The 19,574-nt window shown below is 45.7% G+C and carries 20 protein-coding genes; 16 read left to right on the forward strand and 4 right to left on the reverse strand.

All coding sequences use genetic code 11. From position 1 onward, the window contains the following. Positions 1-45: 45 nt before the first annotated feature. Positions 46-576 (forward strand): GNAT family N-acetyltransferase, encoded by a 531-nt coding sequence (locus SFC66_RS05710; RefSeq protein WP_411217764.1) that lies wholly within the window; start codon positions 46-48, stop codon positions 574-576. Between the two features lie 50 nt (positions 577-626). On the opposite strand, the gene SFC66_RS05715 is transcribed toward SFC66_RS05710, so the two are convergent. Continuing rightward, a complete protein-coding gene (locus tag SFC66_RS05715) occupies positions 627-1,895 on the reverse strand; it encodes a BaiN/RdsA family NAD(P)/FAD-dependent oxidoreductase (protein ID WP_411217765.1) in 1,269 nt (422 codons plus the stop codon). 106 nt (positions 1,896-2,001) lie between these two features. Between SFC66_RS05715 and SFC66_RS05720 the strand changes: the two genes are divergently transcribed. Together SFC66_RS05720 and SFC66_RS05725 are read left to right on the forward strand one after the other, a co-directional pair. Then, positions 2,002-3,648 (forward strand): putative polysaccharide biosynthesis protein, encoded by a 1,647-nt coding sequence (locus SFC66_RS05720; protein ID WP_411217766.1) that lies wholly within the window; start codon positions 2,002-2,004, stop codon positions 3,646-3,648. A gap of 3 nt (positions 3,649-3,651) precedes the next feature. Then, positions 3,652-4,374: a pseudouridine synthase gene (locus SFC66_RS05725; RefSeq protein ID WP_411218697.1), complete on the forward strand. Its 723-nt coding sequence runs from the start codon at positions 3,652-3,654 to the stop codon at positions 4,372-4,374. A gap of 60 nt (positions 4,375-4,434) precedes the next feature. Here the strand turns inward: SFC66_RS05725 and SFC66_RS05730 are convergent, their stop codons facing one another. Further along, positions 4,435-4,653 carry a DeoR family transcriptional regulator gene (locus tag SFC66_RS05730; RefSeq protein WP_411217767.1) on the reverse strand — a complete coding sequence of 73 codons (219 nt, stop codon included), beginning with the start codon at positions 4,651-4,653 and terminating at the stop codon, positions 4,435-4,437. A 156-nt stretch (positions 4,654-4,809) separates the two neighbouring features. Here SFC66_RS05730 and pepV point away from each other — a divergent pair, with 156 nt between their 5' ends. The 5 genes from pepV (at position 4,810) to SFC66_RS05755 (ending at position 9,828) form a co-directional block, all read left to right on the forward strand. Continuing rightward, on the forward strand, positions 4,810-6,225 hold the full coding sequence (gene pepV, locus SFC66_RS05735) for a dipeptidase PepV (protein ID WP_411217768.1): 1,416 nt from the start codon (positions 4,810-4,812) through the stop codon (positions 6,223-6,225). After that, a complete protein-coding gene (locus SFC66_RS05740; RefSeq protein WP_411217769.1) occupies positions 6,225-7,409 on the forward strand; it encodes an MFS transporter in 1,185 nt (394 codons plus the stop codon). The genes pepV and SFC66_RS05740 overlap by 1 nt, the downstream gene beginning before the upstream one ends. After that, positions 7,406-7,957 carry an RNA 2',3'-cyclic phosphodiesterase gene (gene thpR / locus SFC66_RS05745; RefSeq protein WP_411217770.1) on the forward strand — a complete coding sequence of 184 codons (552 nt, stop codon included), beginning with the start codon at positions 7,406-7,408 and terminating at the stop codon, positions 7,955-7,957. The genes SFC66_RS05740 and thpR overlap by 4 nt, the downstream gene beginning before the upstream one ends. 6 nt (positions 7,958-7,963) lie before the next feature. Continuing rightward, positions 7,964-8,878, forward strand: a complete 915-nt coding sequence (locus SFC66_RS05750; protein ID WP_411217771.1) for an NERD domain-containing protein — start codon at positions 7,964-7,966, stop codon at positions 8,876-8,878. Between the two features lie 164 nt (positions 8,879-9,042). Further along, complete coding sequence (locus SFC66_RS05755) at positions 9,043-9,828, forward strand: phosphotransferase family protein (RefSeq protein ID WP_411217772.1); 786 nt, start codon at positions 9,043-9,045, stop codon at positions 9,826-9,828. Here SFC66_RS05755 and SFC66_RS05760 read toward each other — a convergent pair. Beyond that, complete coding sequence (locus tag SFC66_RS05760; protein WP_411217773.1) at positions 9,825-10,109, reverse strand: YtzH-like family protein; 285 nt, start codon at positions 10,107-10,109, stop codon at positions 9,825-9,827. The genes SFC66_RS05755 and SFC66_RS05760 overlap by 4 nt on opposite strands. An 86-nt stretch (positions 10,110-10,195) precedes the next feature. Here SFC66_RS05760 and trmB point away from each other — a divergent pair, with 86 nt between their 5' ends. Continuing rightward, complete coding sequence (gene trmB, locus SFC66_RS05765) at positions 10,196-10,834, forward strand: tRNA (guanosine(46)-N7)-methyltransferase TrmB (protein ID WP_411217774.1); 639 nt, start codon at positions 10,196-10,198, stop codon at positions 10,832-10,834. A 39-nt stretch (positions 10,835-10,873) separates the two neighbouring features. Here trmB and SFC66_RS05770 read toward each other — a convergent pair whose 3' ends face one another. Further along, on the reverse strand, positions 10,874-11,191 hold the full coding sequence (locus tag SFC66_RS05770) for a PepSY domain-containing protein (RefSeq protein ID WP_093728778.1): 318 nt from the start codon (positions 11,189-11,191) through the stop codon (positions 10,874-10,876). Between the two features lie 143 nt (positions 11,192-11,334). Between SFC66_RS05770 and SFC66_RS05775 the strand changes: the two genes are divergently transcribed. From SFC66_RS05775 to murC, 7 genes are all read left to right on the forward strand, one after another. Further along, entirely contained in the window at positions 11,335-12,402 is a 1,068-nt protein-coding gene (locus SFC66_RS05775; RefSeq protein ID WP_411217775.1) for a M42 family metallopeptidase, read from the forward strand. 23 nt (positions 12,403-12,425) lie between these two features. Continuing rightward, positions 12,426-12,953, forward strand: coding sequence for a DUF84 family protein (locus tag SFC66_RS05780; RefSeq protein WP_411217776.1), 528 nt, complete (start codon positions 12,426-12,428; stop codon positions 12,951-12,953). A gap of 110 nt (positions 12,954-13,063) precedes the next feature. Continuing rightward, complete coding sequence (locus SFC66_RS05785; RefSeq protein ID WP_411217777.1) at positions 13,064-13,381, forward strand: thioredoxin family protein; 318 nt, start codon at positions 13,064-13,066, stop codon at positions 13,379-13,381. A gap of 18 nt (positions 13,382-13,399) precedes the next feature. After that, entirely contained in the window at positions 13,400-14,221 is an 822-nt protein-coding gene (locus SFC66_RS05790; protein ID WP_411217778.1) for a DUF1444 domain-containing protein, read from the forward strand. A 1-nt stretch (position 14,222) separates the two neighbouring features. Next, entirely contained in the window at positions 14,223-14,822 is a 600-nt protein-coding gene (gene ytpR / locus SFC66_RS05795) for a YtpR family tRNA-binding protein (RefSeq protein WP_411217779.1), read from the forward strand. 177 nt (positions 14,823-14,999) lie between these two features. Further along, the gene (locus SFC66_RS05800; RefSeq protein ID WP_411217780.1) at positions 15,000-17,987 is read left to right on the forward strand and encodes a DNA translocase FtsK; all 2,988 of its coding nucleotides are present in this window, start codon (positions 15,000-15,002) and stop codon (positions 17,985-17,987) included. 245 nt (positions 17,988-18,232) lie between these two features. Next, complete coding sequence (gene murC, locus SFC66_RS05805) at positions 18,233-19,537, forward strand: UDP-N-acetylmuramate--L-alanine ligase (RefSeq protein WP_411217781.1); 1,305 nt, start codon at positions 18,233-18,235, stop codon at positions 19,535-19,537. Positions 19,538-19,574: the final 37 nt, after the last annotated feature.

Consider the following 19,574-nt stretch of genomic DNA (forward strand, 5'->3'; position numbering starts at 1 on the left):
TGATAAGATTAGGGTTTTTTTTGTTGTAAGAAAGGAGGAACTGGGATGAATGACGATATTCAAAGGAAGCTTGTCATACGTGAAGCAGAATTAAGCGATGCTGAAGCATTGGCTATGCTAAGAATGACAACAGATGGGGAGACAGAAAATATGGATAGGGAAGCAGGAGAGGACTATCTATCTTCTGAGGATTTTGAACAAATAATAAGAACAGATCAAAAAGAACCAACCAATCTATGTCTAGTCGCTTGCGATGGAGGAAAAGTAGTTGGTTATTGCAGATGCGAAGGGCACGCTTTAAGAAGATTATCTCATCAAGTTACATTCGGTATCGCTATAATGAAGAATCATTGGGGTTACGGAATAGGCAGAAAAATGTTGGGAAAAGTCATTACCTGGGCAGAAAAGCAAGGAATACATAAAATCAATTTATCTGTGCTCGCCATCAATAGACGCGCCATTCTTCTTTATGAATCCTATGGGTTTCAGATTGAAGGCTGTTTGAGAGATGATAGAAGATTAAGTGACGGCAAATACCATGATACTTTACTTATGGCCAGGTTCTTGGGTAAATAAAGCATGTATCAAAAAGAAAAACCCTCCACCTAGAAAATGGAGGGTTTTTCTCAATTTGTAGCAGAAGCTGCTTCCCAGGCAGCATGCATGCCAGCTACCCTTCCTGTAACCAAGGCAGAGGTAATATTATAGCCTCCTGTATACCCATGAATATCGAGTATTTCCCCGCAAAAGTATAAGCCGTGCATAAGCTTGGATTGCATTGTTGTCGGTACGACTTCTTTCACGGAAACGCCGCCACCTGTAACGAAGGCTTTCTCGATCGGCTGTGAACCATTCACAGGGAAAGCGAAGCCTTTTAACAAGCTGACAAATTGCTCAACGTTTTCCCGGGAAATATTCGCAGCTTTCGTATCTGGAAGTATGTTAGCTTTTTCCAAAAGGAAATCCAAGTAACGTTCTGGTACAATTCCTTTCATCAAGTTACGGAATGCTTTTTTAGGCTGTTCCTCCATCAACTGGGTAAATTCTTCTATTATTACGTGCGCTTTCTTGCCTGGAATCGCATCGATATGGATATCAACTTCTTGGCGGCCTTTCATCAGCTCTTTTACAACATATTGCGAGCAGCGCAGTATTGCTGGACCTGAAACGCCAAAGTGCGTAAATAGCATGTCCATTTGATGGGTGATGATTGCTTTTCCTTTCTCGTTCAATACACTTACAGCAACGTCCCGCAGAGCAAGTCCTTGCAGCTGCTTTTGCTTGATGAATGCAGCAGAGGAGAGCAAAGGCACTTCGGTTGGATAAAGTGTAGTAATGGTATGTCCGGCTTTCTTGGCCCAAGCATAGCCGTCTCCGGTGCTTCCTGTATGAGGTACGGCTTTTCCGCCGACTGCAACGATGACAGCACCTGTATGGATTTTTTCACCGTCTTTCAGGATTATCTCATGTCTTTGTTCACCATAGTGAATCGCTTTTACTGGTGCTTCTGTGCGAATGCGGACATGAAGTGTATCCAATCTGTTTAGCAATGCTTGCACGACGGATTTCGCTGAGTTACTGACTGGAAACATGCGTCCATGGTCTTCTTCTTTCAGCTTCACACCAAGATTTTCGAAAAAATCAATGATATCGTAATTATCAAAGATGGAAAATGCACTATACAAAAATTTGCCGTTGCCGGGAATATGTTTGATTACTTCATCTTGAGGCAGACGATTCGTAACATTGCATCTGCCGCCCCCAGAAATTGCAAGCTTGTTACCAAGTTTCTTCCCTTTATCAATCAAAAGTGTGGCTGCGCCATGCTCGGCTGCCGATATGGCTGCCATAAGTCCGGATGGACCGCCGCCGATCACTACTACGTCGTAATTCATTGCTGTTTCTTCCTTTCTGCTGATGGGATCCAAACGAATTCTTCCATCAGGTCTACTTTATGATAAAATAGATTCATTGGATTTTAAAGAGGAGTTAGGTGAAATAATGGCTTTGTCGACAATGATTCGCGGGACACTGCTGCTTACGGCGGCAACTTTCCTGTCGAAATTTCTCGGGATCATCTATGTTATCCCGTTCAATGCACTGGTAGGTTCCTCTGGGGGAGCTTTATTCAACCTTGCATATACCCCTTATAATATACTAATCAGTATTTCAACAGTTGGTATTCCGTTAGGTGTTTCAAAATTTGTTTCGAAATACAACGGCTTGGAGGATTACCGGACAAGCCAGCGTGTTTTCAGTACCGGTTTCAAAATCATGGGAGCCACAGGTGTTGTAGCATTCCTTATCATGTATTTTGGTGCTGAATGGATTGCACAGTGGAGTGTTGGTGATGGAAAGTCAGGTTTCACGAAGGAAACTGTTGCATATGTCATCAAGCTCGTCAGTTTCGCCAACCTTGTCATTCCTGCGATGAGTATCGTCAGAGGATTCTTCCAAGGTAACCAGTCCATGGGTCCATCCGCTGTATCCACTGTGGTGGAACAAATAGCCAGGATTGTTTTCTTGCTGCTCAGTGCTTATCTTGCTTTACATGTTTTCCATCAAAATACTGCCGTAGCTGTCGGATATGCGACATTTGCAGCCTTTATCGGTGCACTTGCTTCGTGCGCGGTGCTCTATGTCTTTTGGCGTGCCCGTAAACCGCATCTGGAATTGAGAATGAGACAGCAGACCGTTCGTCCTGCTGCTATGTCAGACAAAACGATCATTAAAGAATTACTTAGCTATGCCGGTCCATTTGTTGTGACGGGAATTGCAACATCATTATATCAATTCATCGATCAGTTTACGATGCCGCGTGCATTGGAGGCGATTGGTCAGGGTGATGTGGCTATGAATATTTTTGGTGTAATAAACTTTTATGGTCAAAAAATCATCACGATTCCGATGACATTGTCCATCGGGTTATCCTTGGCAGCAGTGCCGGCCATCACTCGTGCATTTTTTGCGGATGACCGTAAATTATACCTACAGCAAATCAACCAGTCATTGCAAATCGTACTTTTCTTGATTCTGCCTGCCAGTATCGGGATTGCTTTGTTGGGAAGTGAGGCATATACAGCTTTTTACGGTACGGAAGATGTTCTGAATCCAGACATAGGAGCAGGGAATCTCATGGTTTGGTATGCACCTGTAGCGTTGCTGTTTGCTTTATTCACGACAACGTCATCCATCCTGCAAGGTATCAATGAACAACGCTTTTCCGTCATCAGTTTGACAGCTGGGTTATTAGTTAAGATTTTCTTCAATATACCGCTCATTCATGCGTTCGGAGCAAAAGGTGCCATCATTGGTACTGCTTTAGCGGTCGGGATTGCGACTATGTTGAATTTCCTGAAAATGAAGCATGTGCTGCGTTTTCCTGTGCGCCAGCTTGCAAAACGGACAATACTGATCATAATCTTTACTGCAATCATGTCTGTGGTTGTATTGCTTGCCAAGTTTCTGTTAGGGTTCGCGATTACATTCGAAGATGGACAAATCGCATCGGCCGCAATCATCGCCATCTGTGCCTTGCTCGGAGGGGGAGTGTATATGATTCTGTCATATAAATCCACTCTGCTCGAGCGTGTGCTCGGAAACCGGATCGGCTTGCTTGACCGCGTATTGAAAAGAAAGAAGGGTTAAATGATGAGATTGGATAAATTGCTCGCCAATATGGGTTTTGGCAGCAGAAAAGAAGTGAAAACGCTCCTGAAGCAAGGAGCGATCACGGTGAATGGCTCTCATGTCAAATCACCGTCCATTCATGTAGATGAGAAAAAAGACGATGTGCAGGTGAATGGGGAAACGGTTGAATACAGGGAATTCATTTATTTGATGATGCATAAACCGCCTGGTTTGGTTTCGGCAACAGAAGATAAGCGGGATGAGACAGTCGTCGATATCCTGCAGCCGGAGGATCGTATATTTGAGCCGTTTCCGGTCGGTCGTTTGGATAAGGATACGGAAGGCTTGCTGCTTTTGACGAATGATGGGACGCTCGCACATCAATTATTATCACCGAAAAAGCATGTGCAGAAGCTTTATTATGCCCGTATCGATGGTGAAGTGAACGAAAAGACGATCGAGCAGTTCCAGCAAGGCGTAACCTTGGATGATGGCTATGTGACCAAACCAGCTATCCTGCATATCTTGGATGCTGGTCCGGTTTCTGAAGTCGAGATAACGATCACCGAAGGCAAATTTCATCAGATCAAGCGCATGTTCGAAGCTGTCGGGATGGAAGTTGTCTATCTGAAGCGTCTGAGCATGGGCAGCCTGAAGCTGGACGATGATCTGGAATTGGGAGAATACAGGGAACTTTCCGATGAGGAACTTGACATGCTGTTCCAGGATACAAAAAAAAGCTGATCTGCTTACAGATCAGCTTGCCTTAAATGGTAAGTAGTTACATAGGTTGTACGATTTGAATCAAGAGATCTTGACTTTTTTTGAGGTCGTTGACCAAACCCCCCGATGAGGACTTTGTACTAAGCCGTTATACTCCAGCACGTTTAAATCGCGCTGTACTGTACGGTCCGTAATACCAAACTCTTCAGCCAATTCAGTAGTAGAAACTGTGTCCCTTTCTCTGATGTAAAGATAGACAGCTTTTACACGGTTTAGCATTCGGGATGTTGATTGATTCAAAAAACCACTCCTTAGTTTTACATAAGAATCTGGTGCTCTAAATCTCTTTCTACCCGTATTTTACATGAATTACGCTAAGAAGGCTAGAAGATAGGTTAAATTTTCTGTTAATTACCCTTTACAAAGATATTAATATTCATTTAGGAGGCGAAAGGAATGGAAAGAATCGACTGGTTTGAAAAGGCAGCTGCTTATAAAGAAGTATATACAGGAGTATTGAAAGGACTTGTTGCTATACCAAGCGTATACGATGAAGCGACAAAAACAGACAAACAGCCATTTGGTGAAAACATCGATAAAGCGCTTTTGTATATGCTGCAAGCAGGGGAAGCGGATGGGTTCATTACGAAGTATGTTGACGGCTATGCTGGTCATATCGAATACGGGAGCGGAGCTGGATTGGTCGGAGTACTTGGCCACCTGGATGTAGTGCCTGCTGATGGGGAATGGACCTACGGGGCATTCACCCCGACATTGGCGGGAAATCGTCTTTTCGGCAGAGGGACATTGGATGATAAAGGTCCGGTTGTAGCTGCATATTTCGCAATGAAACTGCTGAAGGATATGGGATATGAACCAAAGAAACGCATCCGTTTGATCATGGGTACGGATGAAGAGCGTGATTGGCAGTGCATGGAGCATTATTTCCAGCATGAAGAAATGCCGGATACCGGCTTTACGCCAGATGCGGATTTCCCGCTCATTTACGCAGAAAAAGGAATCATCGATGGCTATATTTCTCTTCCAGCTGTATCTGCACAAAGCGACATGCTTCGACTGGAACGCTTTGAAGGCGGAAAGGCGCTGAATATGGTTCCTGGACATGCAGAAGCATTATTGACCGGAGAAGGATTGGAGCAAGTCGCTGAGGCTTATACAGCTTATCTGGCGTCAAAAGGACTGACTGGACATGCGGAAGCTAAAGAAAATAATATACTGCTTAGCTTGACTGGAAAAGCTGCCCATGGCTCCACACCGGAAAAAGGCAGCAATAGTGTAGTGGCATTGGCTAAGTTTCTTGTTTCCCTTCCATTGCACGGAAATGTGACGGAGAAACTGAGCTGGCTCATTGAAAAGTTCGAGGATTACAATGGCAATGGAATCAATCTTGGACTCGCAGACGACGTATCGGGACGATTAACGCTTAATCTTGGTGAATTCAGTATGAAAGATGCTGAGGCTTGGCAAATCGGTGTCAATATCCGGTATCCAGTCACGGCTGCATATGACACGGTCACATCCCGCTTGTTTGCAGAGCTTGCAGAAGCAGGTGCAGGGTTCCGTGAGACATCTCATCTAGCTTCTCTTTATGTGGAGAAAGATGATCCGCTTGTGACGACACTGCTGGATGTGTACCGCCGACAAACTGGTGATCAATCCGATATGCTGGCGATTGGCGGAGGAACTTATGCACGCGCAATGAAAAAAGGCGTGGCTTTCGGTCCGCTCTTCCCGGGTGCGCCGGACAGTGCGCATCAGCAGGATGAGCATATCCTGCTGGATGATATGCTCCGTGCCATCAGCATCTATGCTGAGTCATTGTATCTTCTGACAAAGGATGCGCGCAACTGATGCAAGCAGATGTGAAGCGGACATACCGATCATTCCAATATTTTTATCTGGCTGCTTTCTTATCAAATGGTGCGCTGTTTCCGCTGCTGGCAACTTTCTTGCGGGAAGAAAAACAAATCGATCCTGTGCTTGTCGGGTTGATTGTTGCTGCAATCCCTTTAGTGAATACTGTGATGGAGCCTGTATGGGGTATGCTCAGTGATTATACACAAAAACCATTGCGTCTTTTGGCAGCAGCATTGACTGCTGCTGCGGCGCTTGCATTCATTTACTTATTTTATGATCATTATGCTTTATTATTGCTTGGTATGTTGGCAATCGCTGTATTCCAAGCAGCAGTCATCCCCTTATCGGACAGCATGGCGTTGAGTTTTGTCGAACAGCATAAGCTCGTTTATGGAAATATCCGATTATGGGGAGCCATCGGTTTTGCCGTAGCTTCTTTCTTATTAGGATACATAACTGATTTTGTCGGGACATTGGACGCCATCTTCATTGCTTATGGTGTGTGTCTGCTGCTTGCACTCCCGGCATTGCGGAATTTTCCGCGGCAAGGCTATGATATCGCTGCTGTATCGATGAAAGAAGGATTGCGCACATTACGGAATAATAAACCCTTCTTATTTTTCCTTGCGTCCAATTTCCTGATATTCGGACCGATTTTAGCAAATAATTTTTATTTCGGGACATTCATTTTAGCGGCTGGAGGCACACTAAGCGCTGTCGGCATTGCCTTCTTCCTGGGAGCAGGAAGTGAAGCGCCGTTCATGAAACTGGCGCATGTGGTCATCGGGAAGATGAGTGTGCTGCATGTTGTCATATTAAGTGCAGCTGTATCCGGAGCAAGGTGGGTATTGTATATGTTCGACCCGCCGCTTGCAGTCATTTACATCACGACCATCATTCAAGGATTATCGATCGGCCTCTATGTGCCTGCTGCGCTGCTATATATCAGAAGTGCTGCACCATCTTCTGTCCAAGCGACTGCCATCGCGCTTTACTCGGCAGTCGGAACAGGACTTGGCAATGCATTATTCAACTTGTTGGGTGGAATGATCCTGGAGGTTGCGACAGTCTATCATATGTATGCTTTATTCGCCGTAACGACGTTCATTGGTGTTGGTATCTTGTTTATTGTAAAGAGAATGAAGGGTACAGCAGAAAGGAAAAGAGGATTAGCATGAGTACACATTATTTCATTGGCATAGGTGCAGATGAACGAGTGCAAGCAGAGCTTACTCAGTGGCAGGATGAACTGAAAACATACGTACCGATGAAGATGTGGCCGAGACCGGAGGAATTCCATATTACAGTGCAATTCCTTGGTCCGGTGGCAGAACAGCAATTCAGTCGGCTGGAGGAAGCATGGAATAAAGCTGATTTTGGCAGGGCATTTAACTTGGAAGTGTCGGGAATCGATAACTTCGGCAGTGCGAAGCAGCCACGTGTCATCTGGGCCGGTGTCAAGCCTCTTGAGCAGCTTAGAGATTTGCATCGCAATGTGATTGCCTGCACCGGAAAAGCTGGCTTCGAGCCCGAAGATCGGCCGTATCGGCCGCACATCACCCTCGGGAAAAAGTGGGGATCAGGTACAGTCGAAGGAAAGCTCCCGCTTCCGGATAAACGTGTTTCTGCACCGTTTGAAGTCGGGAAGGTGACGCTTTACCGTATCGAACCAGGGAAGCGGCCCAAATACGTACCTGTCCTGGTCAAAGATCTGGAAAAGGAGTGAAGCATTGTGGCGCAACTGATTAAGCTGCATGAGTATATATCACGGTATGAACAGCATCCTTATCGATATCCTGGACAATTCATCAAGTTGAAAAAAGAGAATTGGGAGAAAAAGCACAAGGAATGGGAACAGCAGCAAGCTGCTCCTGCTCCTTATCTGCCAGAAGAGGAAAAGGAAGAGACAAACAAGAAAGCATGGTACCAAGTTTTTCGCAAGAAGGATCAAGAGGAGGATATAGAAGAGAATCCCGCTCCAGTTTATATTGCACCGACGGAAGGAGCTCTGAAACAGGACTTTTTGGAAGAACTTTTTGATTTTCAACTCAAGTGGGCTACTTCCACACTGGGGGAGTTCTCTTTCATCGATCATAAATACAAGAAAGATCCCATCCTTCGCTACTTTTTGAAGCGATTCCCGGATACTTTCTTTGTCATGTATAAACCTGTTTTCGAAGTGAAACAGACGACAATGGAAGCAGAAACGATCCTGATCCATCCACTGGGCATCGAGATCATCACAGTGTTGGAAGACAAGCCGGAAGTGCTGTTTTGGACATCGGATGAGAGGACATGGAAAAGGGAAGCAAAAGGGCGGTTCACCACGTTTCTCAACCCAATGTTATCCCTGAACAGGACGGAGAAGCTAGTTCAGGGCATCTTAAGGAAATATGACATCGATCTGCCTATCCAAAAAACTGTTTTGAGCAGGGAAAACCAAATCAGATTCGTCAGTGAACCAAGGAATACGAAGTTCATCGGCAGTCAAAAACATACAGCTTGGCTGATGGCAAAGCGGCAAGAGCCAATGGCTTTGAAACATATTCAGCTCCGTGCAAGTGAAGTGCTCCTTGAGCACAGCTTTACAAAGGCGGTTGCCCGTCCAGAATGGGAAGCCGAAGAAAAGGAAGAATTTTTTAGTTAAATAAATGGTTTTTAAGCACTATCTTATTGATAAAACCATAGAAAATGTTGTAATCTTAAGTATGTCTGTCGAATTTGTTCGGGAATGTACTTGCCTTGTGTCACGCTGGGCTTGTTTACAGCTAGTAATGCAAAGCGATTGCACTAGGAAAGTAGGAATGAACGGTGAATTGGTTAGAACACATACTGGGAAATGAGTGGAAGATTGCTCCTGCTGGCGGTGTGACAGGAGAAGCATATTATGCAAAAAGCGGAGATCGTCAGTTATTTCTGAAGCGCAATTCTTCTCCATTTTTGGCAGTTCTTTCAGCAGAAGGTATTGTGCCAAAACTGGTGTGGACAAAGCGGATGGAAAATGGTGACGTCATTACTGCGCAGGAATGGCTACTCGGGCGGGGACTTACGATTGCCGAAATGAGCGGTCCGCGCGTGGCAAAACTGCTCAGCAAAATCCACCATTCCTCTGAAATGCTCAATATGCTCATGCGTATGGGGAAAAAACCGCTCCAGCCGGAAACGAAAATGGAAGAGCTGCGGGAGAAAGCAGCTGGTTTCCAAGATCGACTGCCTGCTTTGGAGCAAACACTGGAGCGATTGGAGCGTTTTTTGCCTGAAATGCCGGATCAGTTGCTGGCTGTCTGTCATTTTGATATCGATCATAATAATTGGATGATCAGTCAGCATGATGAGCTGTATCTGGTGGACTGGGACAGCGCACTCATAGCGGATCCAGCAGCCGACATCGGGATGCTGCTCAGGAAGTACGTTCCGTATCCTGATTGGGAAAACTGGATGAAGGCATATGGGAAACCGCTTGATGATGCACTGCTCAGACGAATTTACTGGTATGAGGCTGGTCGTGTGATCATGTCTTTGCGCGATGATAACTTGGAGCGTAAAGGTAAAGAACTGACGCAGCTGATGATGGAAGTCAAACAGCTCATATCCTAACCTTGAAAGCTGTCGATTGTCTCTACCCAATCCTCGAGCTGTTCTCGGTTCGTTGTGATGTGCGCATTGATATCGGCAGCTTTTTCACCGGCGGTACTATAGGAATGGATACTTGGAAGCAGTGCGAGCAACTCGTCTTGATCAGTTGATTTATTGGACAAGATGGAACGCGCCAAACGGGATATTTGCTCGCATTCGGACTTGCTCCCGCAGCATGATTCGCAATGTTCGCTCAGGATATCCCGCAGCAGACCAAGTTGATTCTGAACGGAAAGTGACATTGATTATCCCTCCTTCTTTAAGCATAGCGTGTGCTTTTTCGCATCAAACTATGCAGAAGGACAGGGCAGATATAGGAGTGAGATATATGCGTGTGCGCCATAAACCTTGGGCAGACGATTATTTGAAAGAAAACAATCATATTGTCATCGAAGAACCGAAGAACCATAAAGGCAAATGGTGTGAAGTATTCGGTAATGATAAACCTTTGCGAGTAGAGATTGGTTCTGGAAAAGGGCAATTCATCACAGGCATGGCTGCTCAGCATCCTGAATACAATTTCATCGGAATCGAGTTGGCAAAAAGCATCATCGTAACAGCTGTGGAGAAAGCTGCCGAGGCAGAACTTCCCAATGTACGATTGCTCAATGAAAATGCTGCCGACTTCAGGGAGCTGTTCGAGGAAAACGAAGTGGATACGATTTACTTGAACTTCTCTGATCCTTGGCCGAAAAATAAGCATGAAAAGCGCCGTTTGACTTATAAAAGCTTTTTGGAACAATACAAAGGTGTTTTGAAAGATGATGGCGAAGTGATTTTCAAGACGGATAACCAGAAACTATTCGAATACAGCTTATCGAGTTTCTCCCGATTTGGAATGGTACTGCAGGAAGTGAAGCTTGATTTGCATGCAGAAAACGATCCGCTTAATGTAAAAACGGAATATGAAGAGAAATTCTCCTCCCGTGGCTACCGTATTTATCGAAGTGTGGCCACATTCAAATAAAAACCCGGCTAATCCATTTAGCCGGGTTTTTCCATTAAATTAAGATGCTGATTCTACTGCATCGATCACTGAACCTGTTTCTGCATCAACGAAGAATTCGTATTGAGCAGGTTTTCCGTCGATTGTGCGTGAGATACCGCCACGGTAAACAGTATATGTCAGGCCGTGCTTCACTTTTTCTTCAGGTTTCATATAAATCCAAGACCCGCTGATAGGACCTTCTTTCTTGAATGCTTCCTTAGCGAATTTAAGTGCTTTTTCCGGAGTCACTTTCTGTTGTTTTGCAATCTGCTTTTGCAGCAAATAACCAGCTGCAAGGCCAGCTCCTACGATTGCCACTGTTTTCTTTACGCCCATTTTGGTCACCTCTTCAACATAAGTTATGTTCTATTATAGCTTATAACCGAAGAAATATAAAACGAAACTACCTTTATGGCATGTTGAAGGCCGATAGTTTACAATGGATATACAATAGTCTGACAAAAAGGGAGTACATATACATGAATCAAAAAACATTGGATTTATTCAAACAGCTCACAGAACTTCAGGCAGCACCAGGTAATGAACAGCTGATGCGTGCGTTCATGAAGGAACGGTTGAAACCTTATTCAGATGAAATCATCCAGGATAAGCTTGGGGGCATCTTCGGCGTGAAAAAAGGCACTGGACCTAAAGTGATGGCAGCAGGACATATGGATGAAGTTGGTTTCATGGTGACAGGTATCACACCGAATGGCTTGCTCAGATTCCAGACTCTAGGTGGATGGTGGAGTCAAGTCCTGCTGGCACAGCGCGTGCAAGTCATGACAGAGGCTGGACCGATACCAGGTGTCATCAGCTCCACACCACCGCATCTGCTTACACCGGAGCAGCGCAGCAAACCCGCTTCCATCGATAGCATGCTGATCGATATCGGAGCAGATGATGAGCGCGATGTCCATGAGCTTGGGGTAAGACTCGGCCAGCAGATTGTGCCATTCATGCCGTTTACACCGATGGCCAATGAAAAGAAAATCTTGGCCAAAGCTTGGGATAACCGCTATGGATGCGGCTTGGCACTTGAATTGATGGAGGAGCTTGCCGGGGAGACGCTGCCGAATCAGCTGTATGCTGGCGCAACAGTGCAGGAAGAAGTCGGTCTTCGCGGTGCGCAAGTGGCTGCCAATATGATCAATCCGGATATTTTTTATGCGCTTGATGCATCGCCAGCCAATGATGTAAGCGGAGATAAGCAGGCTTTCGGTCATTTGGGACAGGGTGCATTACTGCGTATTTTCGACGGTACGATGATCATGAACCGGAATATGCGCGAGTTCATACTCGATACAGCGGAATCCAATGATATCAACTATCAATATTATGTCGGCAAAGGCGGTACCGATGCCGGTCGCGTTCATTTGGCTCATGAAGGCGTTCCATCTGCTGTCATCGGTATCGTTTCCCGGTATGTGCATACAAGCGCGAGCATCATCCATGTTGATGATTATGCAGCTGCGAAAGAGCTTTTGGTCAAGCTTGTCCGTGCGACAGATCAGTCGACAGTGGATACAATCACGTCGAACGATTGATAGCCGGAAGGGGAGCATGACAAATGAAAATGATGATCGGATCAAAAAATCCTGCTAAAGTGAACGCAGTTTCAGCTGTGTTCAGCGATGGCTGGACATTGGAAAGTGCGGCTGTCGATTCTGGGGTGAGCGCACAGCCGATGAGCGATGAAGAAACAAGATTGGGTGCTATGAAACGAGCGATCGCTTGCAGCAAACTTGAAGGAGCAAAAGCCGGCATCGGTCTTGAAGGCGGCGTCACGGAGATGGATGACGGATTGTATATTTGCAATTGGGGCGCTTTGGCAGTTGGTGATGATATATGGAGTGCAAGCGGGGCGAAGCTGCTTCTGCCTGCATTCATTGCAGAGCCAGTGCGGGCAGGGGAAGAACTCGGTCCTGTCATGCGGGCTTTCACAAGTAAACAGGATATTTCGACAACTGAGGGAGCGGTCGGTGTTTTCACGGACGGACATATGTCACGGACAGCAATGTTTGAACATATTTGTCTGTTATTGAAAGGTCAGTACGCCTTTTATAGGGCAAATCAAAAGAAAGAAGCGGAATCGTGATTTCCGCTTCTTTTTTTATCACAAGACGAGAATAGTTCCAACGCAGTATATTCGCTTTTGACACAGGGCTTTGATAAAATGAAAGAAAACGATCAATGGGGGCAATACAAATGAAAAACTTAGAATCAGAAGCACAACTACAAGAAAGACTGCAAGATGGCAAAACAATTTTGATGTTTTCTGCCGATTGGTGTCCGGACTGCCGCATCATCGAGCCTGAGCTGCCTGAAATCGAAGCAGCATACAGCGACTTTGAATTCATCCATGTAGACCGCGATCAATTCATCGAAGTATGTCAGCAATATGATGTATTCGGTATCCCAAGCTTCGTCGCATTCAATAAAGGTGAAGAAATCGGTCGTTTCGTATCGAAAGATCGTAAAACGAAAGAAGAAATACAATCCTTCATCGATTCTTTACCGCAATAACTGCAAGGAGTACAGCTTATGAAAATGACGGCATTGAAAATGAAACAAAAATTGGAAGATCGGCTGCAGGATCCTGCTTGGCGTACATCTTACGACCGGGAAAATAGTAAATTCCGAGTGGAATGGCAGGATACGAAGGAAGGTGTGACGCTAGCGCTTCCCAATATCATCGCCAAGTATGAGACAAGCGGCGAAAAAGCCCTCGATGAACTGGAACAGCATGTAAAAGAGGCATTGCGTGTCATGCACGAGGAACAGCACTTGGAAGGCAATGAGCAGCATGTCTTCCCTGTCATCCGGGCAACTTCTTTCCCTTCGAAAACCAAATCGGGATTGAAGATGGTATACTCCGAACATACAGCAGAAACAAGGGTTTATTATGCGCTGGATCTTGGTAAATCATATCGGCTCATCGATGAGGCGATGATGGAAGAGCAAGGCTGGACAGTGGAGCGTCTTCGTGAAATCGCAGCCTTCAATGCCAGAAGTCTCTCTACTGAGCTAAAAGAAGATAAAGTGGCGGGAAATTCGTTCAACTTCATCGCAACACAGGATGGTTACGATGCCAGCCGCATTTTGAATGAATCCCTACTCGAAAGTTTTCGTGCAAATGCTAAAGGAGATGTACTTGTAGCGGTTCCCCATCAGGATGTTCTCATCTTGGCGGATATTGAAAATAAGACTGGTTATGATATATTAGCACAAGTAACCATGAAATATTTCGCAGAAGGCCGTGTACCAATCACATCTTTACCATTCATTTATGAAGACAAGAAATTGGAGCCAGTGTTCATTATGGCGCGTAATAGACCGGAGTCTGCCAAGGGAGAGGAAAAGTAAGATGCAAGCATTCTACAATAAGCAAGGTATCGGTGACGTACTGCTGATCGCTCTGAAGCAAGGAGATCGTCACAGCATCAAAGAAGAGCGTTTCGGGGATATTGTCCGAATCACGGATAAGGAAGGTTTGGTTGGATACAATCTATTCCAAGCTTCCGAATACTTAAAGATCACTACTGCTGGCAAAGTGCAAGTCGATGAAGAATTCGTAGCTAAAATCCGCGATATCTTCGGTCAGAACAAATTGGATGATACATTCGAAGTGGACTTGACTCCGAAGTTCGTGGTCGGCTATGTACAAGAAAAAGAAAAACACAGTAATGCAGATAAGCTTAGTGTCTGCCAAGTCAACCTTGGTGATGAGACAGTCCAGATCGTTTGCGGTGCACCGAATGTCGATGCCGGACAAAAAGTGGTAGTCGCAAAAGTTGGCGCCATCATGCCTAGTGGTTTGGAAATCAAAGCTGGTAATTTGCGCGGGGAAGATAGTTTCGGCATGATCTGCTCCCAAAAAGAATTGGGTCTGCCGAATGCACCAGAAGAAAAAGGGATTTACGTGCTGGAAGATTCTTACGAAATTGGTCAAGCTTTCGAGTTTTAATACAGGAAAAACACCGGATACTATGGTATTCGGTGTTTTTTTAGGTAAAATTTACTTAATTTGCGTATGACCGCCTTATTTTTTAAGTGTAGACAGAATGTTTTTAGGGTAAAGCTATTCACGGTTTGTGAAAACCTGCTAAAATAAAGATATTATACTGAAAAAGGAAGATTCATTATGTGGGAGCGTCTAAAGCAAGCTCTAAGCAACTTTTTTATGACCGAAGTAGTAGTGGACGAAGAACCAGAGCTGAAATCACGGAACGCTTCTGAACAAAACGGACAGAAACAATATCAATCTAATCAGCAGCCACAAGCAAAGATGGCTTATACATACCCGAAAGAACGAGCTTTCCGCTTTCCGATGATTCCGGATGAATCCGAAAATGGCAAACCAGCAGTTACAAACCTGCGGCCGGTGCGCCGCTCGGAACAGCCGCAAACACAGCGTCAGCGTCGAGACTCACAGCAGCAAGCGAGACCGGATCAGAAAGCTGAAAAACATAAGGCTTCCGAAGGGGCGCCTGCTTCTTATCGTCAGCGGCAGACGCATCAAAGACCAAGACCCGAACCAAAGGACGATAAGAAACCATTCCAGCCAACAGAAGTACCATCTCCTGTGTATGGTTTCCGTAAGCGCAAAGAAGATGCTGAGGATGTCGTTACGTTGGCTTCGATCAAGGAACGTTCGGATTGGAAACGTATTGCAGCCCAGGCTTCTGAAATCAGCGTCAATCTGCACCAAGATAAACAAGTTGAGAAACCTATATCAGCCGAAACCGGGGAAGCCCAGATACGGGAAACAGTCGAAAGGGAAGAAACTGTCACCGTAGCACCGGAATCGATAATTAGTGCCGAGGAATCAGCAGCTGCAACACCAGCCCCAAGGCTGGGAAAAGAATTGGATCAGACAAATGAAGCTTTCGGGGTTATGAAGGAAGTTGCACCTGAGCTCCCAGTTGAGCAAGAAAATCCTATCGGGCAAGAGCAACTCAACAAATCCCAAGCTTCTGAAATGGAAATCACAGCACCGGATAGTGAGCAACAGGAGACAGCAAGTGAGCCTATTGCTGAACAAGGTAAACCGGAACTAGACATAGTGGATATGCCTGGATCGCTAGAAGAGCAAGTGCATGGAATTTCAGCAGAAGCTCCAATCCTGGATCCCGAGCCTGAAACATCACTTGATGCATCGCAGGAGTCTGAGCCTGAAGCAGAACAGAGTATCTCAGAAGATAGAGATATAGCGGATACGCCAACATCGTTTGAAGAGCAAGTACGGGAGGTTTCAGCAGAAGCTCCAATCCTGGATCGTGAGCCTGAAACGTCACTTGATGCATCGCAGGAGACTGAGCCTGAAGCAGAACAGAGTATCTCAAATGGACAAGACATGGAGGATACACGTTCAGTCGTAGTGCGGGATGTTCCAGCGGAAGCCCCAAAACTGAATCATGAGCCGGAAGCGTTGCATGTTGTGAATCAGGATAATGCAGCGGAATATCAAGCTGCAGTAAAGCAGACGGATGAAAAGCACAATGATACGGAACACTCAGCAGAACAGCAGGAAACAACAAAGGGCACAGCGTACAAAGGCAATGAGAATATTCGCGAGTCAGGTAATGCGATTCGCAAGCCTGTGCCATTTAATGTGTTCATGACGCCGCGTGATAAACGGAAGAGCTTGGAAAAAACGAAACCGACGGTGGATCGAATAACAGAAGAATCTGCTGAACAAGTCAAAGAAGAGCAGACAGAGCCGCATTTCATCAGTCCGCCGATGCATCTTCTCAATGATCCCGTGGAGCAGACCATCGAAAATGATGCGTGGGTCGACCAGCAGATCAACTTGTTGGAAACTACCTTGGAACATTTCAATGTCAATGCGCATGTGGTCAATGCGATGCAAGGACCGTCTGTCACACGATTTGAGGTTCAGCCTGAAATGGGTGTGAAAGTCAGTAAGATCAAGAGCCTGACCGATGATATCAAACTGAATATGGCAGCGAAGGATATTCGTATGGAAGCGCCGATTCCAGGGAAAAATGCGATAGGAATCGAAGTGCCGAATGCTGTTTCCAAAATGGTCGGTTTGCAAGAGATATTGGATACAGGGGATTTCCAGGACAATGAGTCGCCGCTATCAGTAGCGCTTGGCTTGAACATCTCCGGTAACCCTATCGTCACAGATCTGCAGAAAATGCCGCATGGACTGATTGCTGGAGCAACAGGGTCGGGTAAAAGTGTATGTATCAATACCATATTGCTCAGTTTGCTTTATAAAGCCAATCACAAGCAGGTGAAATTCCTGCTGATCGATCCGAAAATGGTCGAGCTTGCTCCATATAACGACCTGCCGCATCTTGTATCACCTGTCATCACCGATACGAAGGCAGCCACAGCTGCTTTGAAATGGGCGGTAAATGAAATGGAAGAGCGTTATGTGAAATTTGTCGGCGAAGGAGTCCGGGATATCGGACGTTATAACGAGAAGCTTACAAAGCAAGGACGTTATGCTGACAAGCTGCCATATTTGGTCATTGTCATCGATGAGCTCGCCGACTTGATGATGGTTGCACCGCAAGATGTGGAGGATGCCATCTGCCGGATCGCACAGAAAGCACGAGCTGCGGGAATCCATTTATTGTTGGCAACACAGCGTCCTTCCGTGGACGTCATCACAGGTTTGATCAAGGCGAATATCCCAACACGGATTGCGTTCAGTGTCTCATCCGCTGTTGATTCCCGGACGATCATCGACAACAACGGTGCCGAAAAGCTGCTCGGCAAAGGCGATATGCTCTTTGTTGAAAATGGCGCACGCCAAGCACAGCGCATCCAGGGTGCCTTTGTATCGGATGAAGAAATCGAACGGGTTGTGCAACATGTGAAACAAACGGCTCCTCCGGAATACTTGTTCCAGCATGAAGACCTATTGGAACGCCGCGAAACCGAAGAAGAAGAGGATGAGCTGTACAGGGAAGCTGTCGAATTTGTCATCGAACATAACAGTGCAAGTGCAAGCTTGCTGCAGCGCCGATTCAAAATCGGATATAACCGTGCGGCAAGATTGATCGATCATATGGAAATGAGTGGTGTCATTTCTGAACAAAAAGGCAGTAAGCCGCGGGATGTCCTCGTCTCGCTGGCTCAGCTCCAAGCGGAATGAAAGACAGCCTGGATGTTGTCCTTGGGACCTTCCAGGCTGTTCTACTATTTCCAGACACAACCAGCAAGCAGACTGTATATACTGTAAAAAGCTCAGGTAGAAAAGATTGTGGATTCAATTTATGAAGACAAAATGCTATACTGTTGCTAGTATGCTTTTTTTCATGTATATGTGACACACTACAAATTACATACTTATACTAACACCATACAAATGCGATATATTACTACGTGGAGGTTCCTATTATGACAACTTACCATTTTGTTGGTATTAAAGGATCTGGTATGAGTGCATTGGCGCAGATCCTGCATGATGCAGGAGAGAAAGTCCAAGGCTCCGATGTGGAGAAGGTATTCTTCACGGATCAGGCCCTGAAAGATAAAAATATCCCAATATTGCCGTTTACAAAAAACAATATCAAATCCGGTTTGACGATCATTGCCGGAAACGCATTTCCTGATGAACATGAAGAAATCGTGGAGGCTGAAAGATTGGGTCTGCCGATTTACCGTTATCATGATTTCTTGGGTGCTTATGCGGATAAGTTCCGCAGCATCGCTGTGACAGGTGCTCACGGCAAAACGTCGACGACCGGGCTCTTGGCACATACACTGGAGCAATCCCATCCGATTTCATTCTTGATCGGTGATGGCACTGGCAGCGGCCAGCCGAAAAGCGACTATTTCGTGTTCGAGGCTTGTGAATACCGCCGCCACTTCCTTGCTTATAAGCCGGATTATGCGGTGATGCTGAATGTCGATTTCGATCATCCTGATTATTTCAAGAATATCGAGGATGTATTCCAGGCATTCCAGCAACTGGCCAATCAAGTGAAGCGCGGCATCATAGCTTGCGGAGATGATGCGTATTTGCGTGATTTACAGGCGCATGTTCCGATCCATTATTATGGTTTTGATGATGCCAACACATATAAAGCGAAGGATGTGCGCGAAGAGCCTAACGGCACGACATTCGACGTTTATATCGAAGGCAGCTTCTATCATACATTCACCATTCCTGGTTTTGGGAACCACCAAGTGCTCAACGCCTTGGCGGTCGTCGCTGTATGCCACCAGGAAGGAATGACGCCTGAACAAATGGAGGAGATGTACGGTTTTACAGGTGTAAAACGCCGTTTCTCCGAAAAGCAGGCGGGCAGCCAAGTCTTGGTGGATGACTATGCGCATCATCCGAAGGAAATCGAAGTGACGATTGAGTCCGCGCAAAAGAAATACCCGGATAAGCAGATTGTCGCTGTATTCCAGCCGCATACCTTCTCAAGGACAAAGACTTTCCTCCAGGAATTCGCAGATAGTCTGAAGCAAGCGGACGCCGTTTATCTATGTGATATCTTCGGTTCTGCACGTGAAGCGAAAGGGAACCTGACAATTCAGGATCTGCAAGAGCTCATCCCAGGCTGTGAAGTGCTGCAGCTTGATGATGTCCATGTACTTAAGAAGTATGAAGACAGCATTCTTCTATTCATGGGAGCTGGGGATATCCAGAAATTCCAGGCCCGTTATGAAGAGTCGTTGCAAGCTGTCCAATAATACATTACACTTGAAAAAGGGAGTCCTGCTCCCTTTT

Source organism: Terribacillus saccharophilus (genome assembly GCF_046592895.1).
GTDB classification, from domain to species: Bacteria; Bacillota; Bacilli; order Bacillales; family Amphibacillaceae; genus Terribacillus; species Terribacillus saccharophilus_D.

Bases quoted from the DNA above. Each gene is read 5' to 3' on its own strand.
- SFC66_RS05710 (WP_411217764.1), top strand. From the start codon at position 46: ATGAATGACGATATTCAAAGGAAGCTTGTCATACGTGAAGCAGAATTA.
- SFC66_RS05715 (WP_411217765.1), bottom strand. From the start codon at position 1,895: ATGAATTACGACGTAGTAGTGATCGGCGGCGGTCCATCCGGACTTATG.
- SFC66_RS05720 (WP_411217766.1), top strand. From the start codon at position 2,002: ATGGCTTTGTCGACAATGATTCGCGGGACACTGCTGCTTACGGCGGCA.
- SFC66_RS05725 (WP_411218697.1), top strand. From the start codon at position 3,652: ATGAGATTGGATAAATTGCTCGCCAATATGGGTTTTGGCAGCAGAAAA.
- pepV (WP_411217768.1), top strand. From the start codon at position 4,810: ATGGAAAGAATCGACTGGTTTGAAAAGGCAGCTGCTTATAAAGAAGTA.
- SFC66_RS05740 (WP_411217769.1), top strand. From the start codon at position 6,225: ATGCAAGCAGATGTGAAGCGGACATACCGATCATTCCAATATTTTTAT.
- thpR (WP_411217770.1), top strand. From the start codon at position 7,406: ATGAGTACACATTATTTCATTGGCATAGGTGCAGATGAACGAGTGCAA.
- SFC66_RS05760 (WP_411217773.1), bottom strand. From the start codon at position 10,109: ATGTCACTTTCCGTTCAGAATCAACTTGGTCTGCTGCGGGATATCCTG.
- trmB (WP_411217774.1), top strand. From the start codon at position 10,196: ATGCGTGTGCGCCATAAACCTTGGGCAGACGATTATTTGAAAGAAAAC.
- SFC66_RS05770 (WP_093728778.1), bottom strand. From the start codon at position 11,191: ATGGGCGTAAAGAAAACAGTGGCAATCGTAGGAGCTGGCCTTGCAGCT.
- SFC66_RS05775 (WP_411217775.1), top strand. From the start codon at position 11,335: ATGAATCAAAAAACATTGGATTTATTCAAACAGCTCACAGAACTTCAG.
- SFC66_RS05780 (WP_411217776.1), top strand. From the start codon at position 12,426: ATGAAAATGATGATCGGATCAAAAAATCCTGCTAAAGTGAACGCAGTT.
- SFC66_RS05785 (WP_411217777.1), top strand. From the start codon at position 13,064: ATGAAAAACTTAGAATCAGAAGCACAACTACAAGAAAGACTGCAAGAT.
- SFC66_RS05790 (WP_411217778.1), top strand. From the start codon at position 13,400: ATGAAAATGACGGCATTGAAAATGAAACAAAAATTGGAAGATCGGCTG.
- ytpR (WP_411217779.1), top strand. From the start codon at position 14,223: ATGCAAGCATTCTACAATAAGCAAGGTATCGGTGACGTACTGCTGATC.
- SFC66_RS05800 (WP_411217780.1), top strand. From the start codon at position 15,000: ATGTGGGAGCGTCTAAAGCAAGCTCTAAGCAACTTTTTTATGACCGAA.
- murC (WP_411217781.1), top strand. From the start codon at position 18,233: ATGACAACTTACCATTTTGTTGGTATTAAAGGATCTGGTATGAGTGCA.